General features: G+C 66.6%; 1 protein-coding gene. It reads right to left on the reverse strand.

Annotation, left to right across the window (positions count from 1 at the left end; translation table 11 throughout):
• The coding region (locus ACWGI8_RS34075) for a hypothetical protein (RefSeq protein ID WP_453666914.1) at positions 1 to 8,211 on the reverse strand (8,211 nt) is incomplete at its 3' end.
• Positions 8,212 to 8,244 lie beyond the last annotated feature (33 nt).

Raw genomic sequence — 8,244 nt, forward strand, 5'->3', positions numbered from 1 at the left:
GTCCTGGGCCTGCTCCAGTCTTAGCCGCTTCGATGAGGGATCCGCACCCGTTCCGCCTTCGTGTGGCTCCGTGGTGAGGAGCTGCTCCTCGTCGACCTGCGGCCCTTCCCAGCCTCGCTTGGTACCGGACGTGTTCACGGCCGTCTGGGACTCGCTGGGCGCCAGGTCGCCGACGGGGTACCAGGTCTCGGCGGGGGCCGAGGCCGTCGCGTTCACCGGCAGGAGGACGGATTCTGCTGATGTGGCCGCCCCGAGGAGTTCCTCCTCGACCACCTCCTCCGCCGGCTGGGCGTCGAGCGGGAAGTCCTGCAGGAGTTCAATGTCGTCCGCCACGGCTTGCACGGCCGCAATCCGTTCGCGGCCTTGGCTCTGCAGCTTCCGCGCGGCCTGGGTGACGGCATGCGGCCCGGCCTGCCTGCTCTCGGCGTCGGCCAGCATGGTCGCCGTGTGCTGTCGGTACGCCAGGGAATGCGCGCGTAGCAGATCGGCGGTCCACCGTGGAGCAGTCTCGGTGGCGTGTTCGGCCAGCGCATACAGTATTGCGCCGATGTCCCGGACGGAGTTCAGCAGATCGACCAGTCCGGGCTCAGCAGCAAACCGGCCGATCAGCGCGTCCATCATCAGATCAGGGACTGTGGCCGCCGAGGAATCGCCCAGGGACGTGCCCGGGGCACTGCCGACGGCTAGCTCACTGCGGTAGTACTCCTGGATCGGAACCGAAAGCGGCTGCTGCCGGCCCGGCAGCCGGCTCCGCGCCTGGTCGATGCGCTCCGTACCGAACCGCGTCATCGCCTCGGCAGCGGCGGCCAGTGCTTGCGCCCCGCCAAGCAGCATGGCCCGGATCAGCTGGGCGGCCGCCTCGACCCGGAAGGCGAGATACTCCAGATAGATGTCCCATGCGGCGGACAGCTCCGAGCCGGCGGTCGACTCCGCCAGTTCACGCAGCCTGCCACCCACCTCGGCCGCCAGTTGGGCATAGTCCTGCGGCGTCGCCGGTGAAGGCTCGTTCGGCCCGGCCGAGTCCTGTTCCCCTGACTGTGGGTCGGACTGCCGGGGAGCCGGTGATCCCGGCACCGGCTCATCCTCCGGTAGATATCGGACCGTCTCCGACGTCAGTGGTCGCGGGGTGGACGGGGGCCGCTGGGCCATCCTTCTCAGCCGGGCTGGATCCATCAGCTGGAAGCTGTCCAAGCCGGAGAGTGCCTGGCTCGGCTCCTCGAAGTGCGGGCTGCCTGGGGTCCAGCGGAGCAGCCGCGTCCTGCGGTTGCGCACAACATCGAGAGGGCCGACCTCGGGTGCCGGGCTGTTGTCCAAGGTGATCGCGACAGTGACGGGGTCGTAGATGAACCCCTCGATCCGAAGCGGGTCCACCACGACCAGCCGCTCCGGATCGGGCAGCTGGGCCCGCAGCTGTTCCAACCATGCTTCGAAGGCAGGCCCGGAGTGCTCAGTCAGCCCGATCGGCTGGACGATCAGGTCGGTATTACGGCGAAGTCCCAGACCTCTCAGCCAGTTCAGATACTGCCGGGCGTCGACGGCGACCGGGCCGAAAGTATGTACCAGCATCGGCCGACCGTCGGCGCTCAGCGCCAACGGGTTCCAGAAGTACTGGCGCTTGGCGCGCAAGGCATTCATCATCTGAGGCCGGATCGTCCGCATCCCACGGTCCCAGACATGCTTGCCGTGGTGGGCGTAGGACAGGCGGAGCGAGAACGCCCCACTCCCGTAAGATTCATGGAAAGGAACGTTCCGGTCCCACAGCAGTCCGCGCGGGCCAGTGCCCAACAGGTCGGCATCCATGGTGTCGGTCGGGTACGTCACCATCCAGCTGCCGACGCTGCCGTCCTCGCTCTCCACGGTCGGCAACTCGGTCCAGGGGTCCAGGGGCGTGCTGCTCCCCTGGCCGGGGCTGGCCACAGGCTGCTTCCAATGGTCGGCGATCGACTGGAGATCCTGAACGAGGCCTGGCTCGAGCTGTGTGGGCGCCAGATTCCCGGGAACTGGCCCGTCTGCCTCGGCCATGTTCCTGAGCACCAGCGGGCTGAATCCCCTGTCGTTTGCCAGGCGGAACTCATCGAGGATGTCCACGATGGGTATCGGCTGGTAGCCACCCTCCCCTGCCCGTCCGCCGTCGAAGTACCCCAGGACCCGGCCGCCCTTGAACTCTGTCCGCAGGATCCTCGCTGCAAGGCCGCTGCCGGACAGGGCGTTGCCTTGATCCGGCTGCCGGACGATGTACGGCTGCTGGACAATGCCGTAGCCGGCGACCGGAGCCGCCCAGTCGTCCAACATCGTGATCGCGGCAGTGCTGGGATCGTAGAGGAACCCATCGGGCTCGAGCGGATCCAGGAGCACGAGCTCGCCCGGTCCTGGCAGCTGAGCGCGTACCTGCTGCACCCAGAATTCGAACACCGGCCGGGAGCGCTCAGTCATGCCGATCGGCCGCACCACCAGGTCGGAATCGCTGCGCAGGCCCACGCTGCGTGCCCATTTCAGGTATTCCGCGGGTGAGACGGCGACCGGACCATCGGTGTACACCAGCATCGGCTCACCGCTAGTGGCCACAGCAATCGGGTTCCAGAAATACGGGCGGGCGGGATGCTCGAATACCTTCCGGTCGGTGGGCTTCCGGTCGGTGGGCAGCGCGTGGTCCCAGAACAGGTTGCCGTGGTGCGCATGGGTCATCCGCAGCGAGAAGGCCCCGTAGCCGTAGGACTCGATGAAGGGCACGTGCCGCGGCCAGATCAGTCCACGCGGACCGGTGCCCAACATTTCCGTGACTATGCCGAGAGGGTGCTCGACGTGCCAGGCGCCGATCTTGCCGTCCTCGCCCACCACGGCCGGCATTCTGGTCCATCGGTCCAAGATCGCGCTCCCCTCGACGGGGGCCGCGGCAGGCTGCTGCCAATTGCTCGTGACTACCCTGAGGTCCTTCGCGAGATTGGCTTCGATCTGTGCGGGGGTCAGGTCCGGCGAGTCGGCGGGATCGTCGAACGGACTCATAAACACCAGCGGTCGCCATTCGGCCCCCTTCTCTAGGGCCAGTTGCTCGAGCAGCTCCTCGACCGGAAGGCGGTGGTAGCCGGCATTGCTGTCGCCGAACCGGCCGCCGTCGAAACGGCTCAGGATCCGGCCGCCCCTGATCAGCGTGTGCAGGATGTTCACGGTGAGGTTGGTGCCGGACGCGTCGTACCGATCGAAGGCCCGCTGGGTGATCTCCTTGATGATCTCTGGCAGGTCGCCCGCGAACAGCGCTACGAACCCCTCCGTGCCCAGGGAAGGCTCGCCCTCGTTGTCCGGCAAGCGATGGTCCTCAAGGACCCTCAGCGTCATGTCACCACGCAGCCGTACCGTGCCATCCTCCAGCAGGGTGACCTGCGAAGGCAGCGACTCCGACCGCAAGGAAATCCACGCGGTGGTGCCGTCATCGCTCACCGAGGCGACCTGCACCACCCCGTCGTCCCCGGTGCGCAACTCCACCTGTTCCTGTACGGGCCACAGGAATTCAGCGGGCAGATCCTCCACCAGCTTCAGCAGTGCTTGGACGGCGGCGACCCGCGCGGTGGAGGACCGCGGCAGCGAGACGACCTGCAGGGGCTCACCCGCATCCCAACCGGTTTGCTCCAGTACCTCCCGCCACTGCTCCGCGGTCAGAGGTGCCGGCTTCCCGCTGACGGGCAGGGCGGGCTCGCCATCCTCCGTCCAGTCCGGGGCGAACAGCGTCACCTGGCTGGCTTCGGCCACGGCCGTCACCAGTTCCAGGAGTTGCGGGTCGGAGGGGGTGACCAGCGCGTTGGGGACCGGCACGCTGAGGGGCTCTGGATAGGCGAGCAGACCGTCCTCGTGCGCCTGCATGCCCGGGTCGCTGAGCTGGTCTTCGGGAGAGCTGATCAGCCAGCTCTCCAGATTCGCCAGGACCTCAGATGCGGATCCGGCCCCGGCCTCGGCCGGACGGGCGAACAGCAGGCCCGGCTTCTCGATCACGCCGTACAGGGCAGGGTGGGCCAGGTACACCTTTGCGTGGAGCAGTTCGGCCACCCTCTGCCGCCAGTCCGCCAAGGTCGTGCCGGGATAGTCCTCCGGCCGGATCGGAACAGGGCGTACGGTGACCTCCTCACCGGTCGCGGACTGCTCAACACTGTGCGGAAGCAGTACCACCGGCCAGGACCAATCCTTGTAGTAGCTCGTGCTGGTGCTCAGCCATTCGACGAACAGTTCCGGCTTGGCCGGCACCCACCCGTTCTTTGTTGCCAGCTCAAAGGGAACGAGACTGTTCGGCTCGGCACGTCGCAGGATCACCGCGTAGCTATTGTCCTGCATCTGGTAAACGCCTTGGGGGGCTGCCTTGAGCGCCGCCACCGGGGGGTACAGCGACACCGCGCCAAATACAAAGCCGATGTTGTAGGGCTGAGTGACTGGGATCAGCCTGCGGGCGGGGTCGGTCCAGAAGTGGGACTCGAACGTTCCGTGTTCCGCCAGGCCCGGAGGCAGCGAGAGCCACTCAGGCTCGATCTCGTGATGCATTGCAGCAGTGCGGTCCGGCAGGCCTGCCACCATGTCCCGCTGGACGGCCGAGAAGTGTGAGCCGATCTCCCTTTGATCCATCCTGATCTCGAAGGTCTGGAAGTCGGCGACCTGTCGAGCCCAGGCGTGGTAGGAGTCCCAGTGCTGCGGGAGCACCTTCTCCAGCGGGACCAGTCGCAGCGCGCGGACCTGTGTGATGTCCTTACCCGCGAGCAGTTCGGTGTGCAGCCAGGTGTCGAACACCTGCGCTGAGGCCGGAACGTAGCGCTCCATCCCATTGTTGTCGAACGCCAGGGCCGGAAGGCCGTTCACCACCTTGATGGCCACGGTCACCAGACCGCTCGGCCCCTGCATTGGGACAACCTGTTTCGCATCATCGCCGATGAGGGAGCTTCCGACGAGGCCCCAGCGGGCGATCGCGGAGGCATCGCCGTTCCGCCCGTCACGCGGGTCCGGATGGATCTGGGTGCTCACTTTGCCGAGCGCGATGAGTTGGCCGTCCACACCGGTGATGGCCCGCGGAAGCCGGCCACCCAAGTTGACGGGCGTCCAGTCCCGGACGCTCCCGTCATCTCCGTGCGCCTGGAGCTCCAGGTAGTTTTGGATGCCGAACGGAGTGATGTCGTGCTTGTCCACAAGGTCGAGTCTGCTGCCGCGCGGCGGGAGGTAGACGGGCAGGTCACTATCGCTGAACAGCTGAGCAACGTTCTCCAGCAACGCCTCGTACGCCGATGCCGAGATCGAGGTGTGAGTGACCAGCTCGATGTACTGAGTTGCCTGCGCACGGGCCCTGCGCACCGCCTCGATGAGCAGCTCTTGATCGACTGGCTGGCTGCCGTAGGAGTCTGCGGCCAGCAGCTCTCCCTCGTTCGTCCCATCCAGCACCATGGTCAGCGCCGAGGACGAGGAGCGGGTGTAGTGCAGTAGGCGGAGCCACGAGAACGGCCGACCACCCGGCCACAGCGAGACCACCAGGTGGGGACTGCCGATCAGTGCGCCACGCGCGGGCAGGAGGGCACGGTGCGCCGTGGGCCACAGCGTCATCGGACCGCCCTCGCCGAGGGTCTTCCAGCCGGAGCCCGGCGGGAAGACCGCGTCGGTGGGTAGATGCTCCGTCTCCATCGGCCGATGGCCCTGCCCGCCGGCCCAATGCAGCGGCTCGCTCTCCACAAGTCCGGTGACTCGGTCCAGCCTGGTCATGAAGCCGGAGTCCGGCACATGCAGCCGAGCCTTGATCAGTCGCTGCAGGGCGCTGAACTGCGTGGAGAGGCGGTCCTCCTGCTCATGGAGCACGGATCGGTCAGTTCGGGCGGGGTCCTCGTCGAGCTGCGGCTCCACCGCCACCACGAGTTCCTGGCCCTCGCGGTAACCCTGTGCTTTCAAGTAGTTGAACAGGACGTCCGGGGCGACGTGCTGTGCGCCCTTCAGCGTGTGCAAGGTCACGCCTTTGGACATCTGTTGCGGGCCGAGATCGAGAACCCACGCGCCGACTGCCTGCAGACAGTTGATGAACGGACCGAACTGGCCGTTCACGGTTTCCACCGGATAGGTGGTCACACCGCCCGGGAACGGCAGTGCAAGCACGGCGACGGCTAGCCACAGCCGGCCCAGCGGCTCGGTGCCGTATGCCGGCAGCGGGTGGTCGGGAGCGGGCAACTCGAAGTGCCATTGAGCGCGTTCACTGCTTCGGGTTAGCAGCCGGACATCGTTGGTCACTGCATCGACGAACCAGGAGGTGTTCTCCGGGTTCGTGGCGACCGGCAGTTTCAGAAGCGGGGACAGCGCCTTTGCCCAGGCACGATGAGTGCTCCCACTCTGGTTGGCCAGGCCCTTCGCGTCCCCGAAGATCACCTGTACAAGCCGGTACGGCGAGGAGGACTGATTGTTCAGTGCGGGGACGAGTGATCGGAGCCATCTGCCGGTCTCCTCGGGGCTGACGGGGTGGCTGATGGGCTGCTGCATTCCCTTGAGCCGCAGCCTTATTGCCGGTCGGCCGCTCCACAGATCCAAATGCACGCGGAGCACTCCGGTGGGGACCCTCGACTGGTTCGGGTCGATTTGGTTGGCGGTCCAGTGCGTCACCGCGCCGACGTAGGAGCCGCTGCCTGCGCTGCCACGGCGATAGGTGCCCAGCGCCTCCACGAACTCGTAGATCCGAAGATCAACATTGACCAAACGCGGGATCGTGTCAGCCCGGCCCGTCGAAACGCACCGAACCCACCCTGTAGGCACCGGCTCGTTGGTGTGCGCAGCCATGGGGACCAACGCAAGGTGCGACTGCTGGGTCGCCGGATCCGTTATCCGTTGGACCTCTTGACCCTGTGCGACAAACGCTTCGCCGTCGAATGCATTGACGACGTGGTCGAGGAGGACCATCAGCCGGAGCAGGGGCTGGCCAATCGGAGCCGGGCCCATCCAGAGAAATGTTGCGCCGCGCGGCGCCCCTGCGTCGTGCACCGCCTTCAACAGCCCGATCTCGTCGAGCCGGGTGAACGTCTGGTCGTCGAGCTTCGTCAGAGGGGTCCCACTCGAGTCCTGTGCGAAGTACAGCGTGAAGATGTCGCTCTGCGTGGCTTCGCCTGGAAGCCGAAGTCGCTCGACGTCGGCGGTATCGACGCCGAGGGCGAGAGATTTGCCCGGGATGCCGAGCATTCTCGTTCTGGCCTCTTTGGCGTGCGGCACGTCCAGCCCACCCATCTGACGGGCGAGCGCACCGTGGGCCGTAGTGAAGTGCCTGATCTTCGTCTGCCCCGGAATGACGTGCTTCCAGGGCTCGAAGTCCTCGACGTCCGTGCGGAGATAGGGCTCACCGGCGACCTCCGGCAAGGCGGAGAGGTCCGGGTGGTGCCAGTGCCGGCCCTCCGGAGGGGCTGCGACGCTCGTCTCGAAGCGTTCGGCGAACTGTTTTACGTTTACCCAGAAGTTCTCGTACGCACTGCCGGTCAAAGGCCCAGTGGGCAGGATCTGCACCTCCTCAGTGTTCATCAGGCCTGGCAGAGCCTCCTTCACCCAGCCGTAAAACTCCCTACCGTCTGCCCCGCGGGAGGGCTTGCCGTATGTGGAGCCGGTGGGGTCGACGTGGATCACGAACCGGCCATTCGCATCAACGTCGGTGATGATCCGCAGCAGGTTCTTGCGGTGCGGCATGTGGGCGATCAGCGTGTCGAGCATCGGGTCGCGGCCCGCCGGGATCGACGTAAGCAGGTGCGGGATCAGCACACCTGGCTGCTCCGGGTGCGGTGCGGAGACAGCTCGGACCACGGCTCTGCCGATTCGCGTGGGCACGCCGCGGTGGCTCATCCCATGCGCCAGCTCGGTATCGGAGCTGTCCATCCGGACAGTTCCCCAGACAGAGAAGGTGTCACCGAGCATTCCGCGGACCACCACGGAATTACCCGTCCGCTCCAACCTGACAACGGCATTCGGCGGCAGCAGGCAGGCCTGCGCACCGTCCATGCCACGGCGTAGCGCCCTGGCCCAGCTCACGAGGTTCCGGTGCGCCGCGGTCTCGAGCTTGGTGGTGTGGAGCAGCAGCATCGGCCGCATGGCGGCAGCCTGCGAGTCCTTCAGAGCCTTCGCCACGACAAGCGCGTCGAGCCTACCGCCGTCGGCGCCGTTCCTCGGGAAGCCGTCCTGGCCGACGCGCAGCCATACCGGGACGAAGCCCAGCGGCTCGCGGGCCAGCACGCTAAGCGCCTCATGGACGGCCGGGTCGAAGCC

The organism is Streptomyces sp. NPDC054841 (assembly GCF_053611045.1).